The sequence below is a fragment of the Bradyrhizobium sp. WSM4872 genome (assembly GCF_055811715.1).
Map to the genome: position 1 here is coordinate 1 of NZ_JBVVPT010000084.1, position 347 is coordinate 347.

Genomic DNA, 347 nt, shown 5'->3' on the forward strand with positions numbered 1-347 from the left:
GTCGCAATATTGCCGGCGGTATCGGTGTCGGTCACCACCACGGTGTGGGCACCGTCCGAGGTGGGGGCGACGTAGCTTGCCGAATCGGTGCCATCGACCGTGTAGATGCGTGTGACGTCGGCCGCAGCCGCGCTCACCGTGAGTGCGCCACTCTTGGTGATGTGGTCGCTGCCGGAGCTGCCGGTGTCGCTGGCGAGCGCCACCGTCGGGGCTTCGATGCTGTTGTCGAGCGTGAAGTCGATACTGGCAATCGCAACATTGCCGGCGGTGTCGGTGTCGGTCACCACCACGGTGTGGGCGCCGTCGGTCGTCGGGGCAACGTAGCTCGCCGAATCCGCGCCGTCGAC

At 66.9% G+C, this 347-nt stretch carries 1 protein-coding gene; it reads right to left on the minus strand.

The window, feature by feature from the left end; translation table 11 throughout:
* Positions 1-347 (minus strand): Ig-like domain-containing protein (locus tag AC0L3C_RS36215; RefSeq protein WP_473410411.1); only part of this gene is annotated, 347 nt, incomplete at both ends.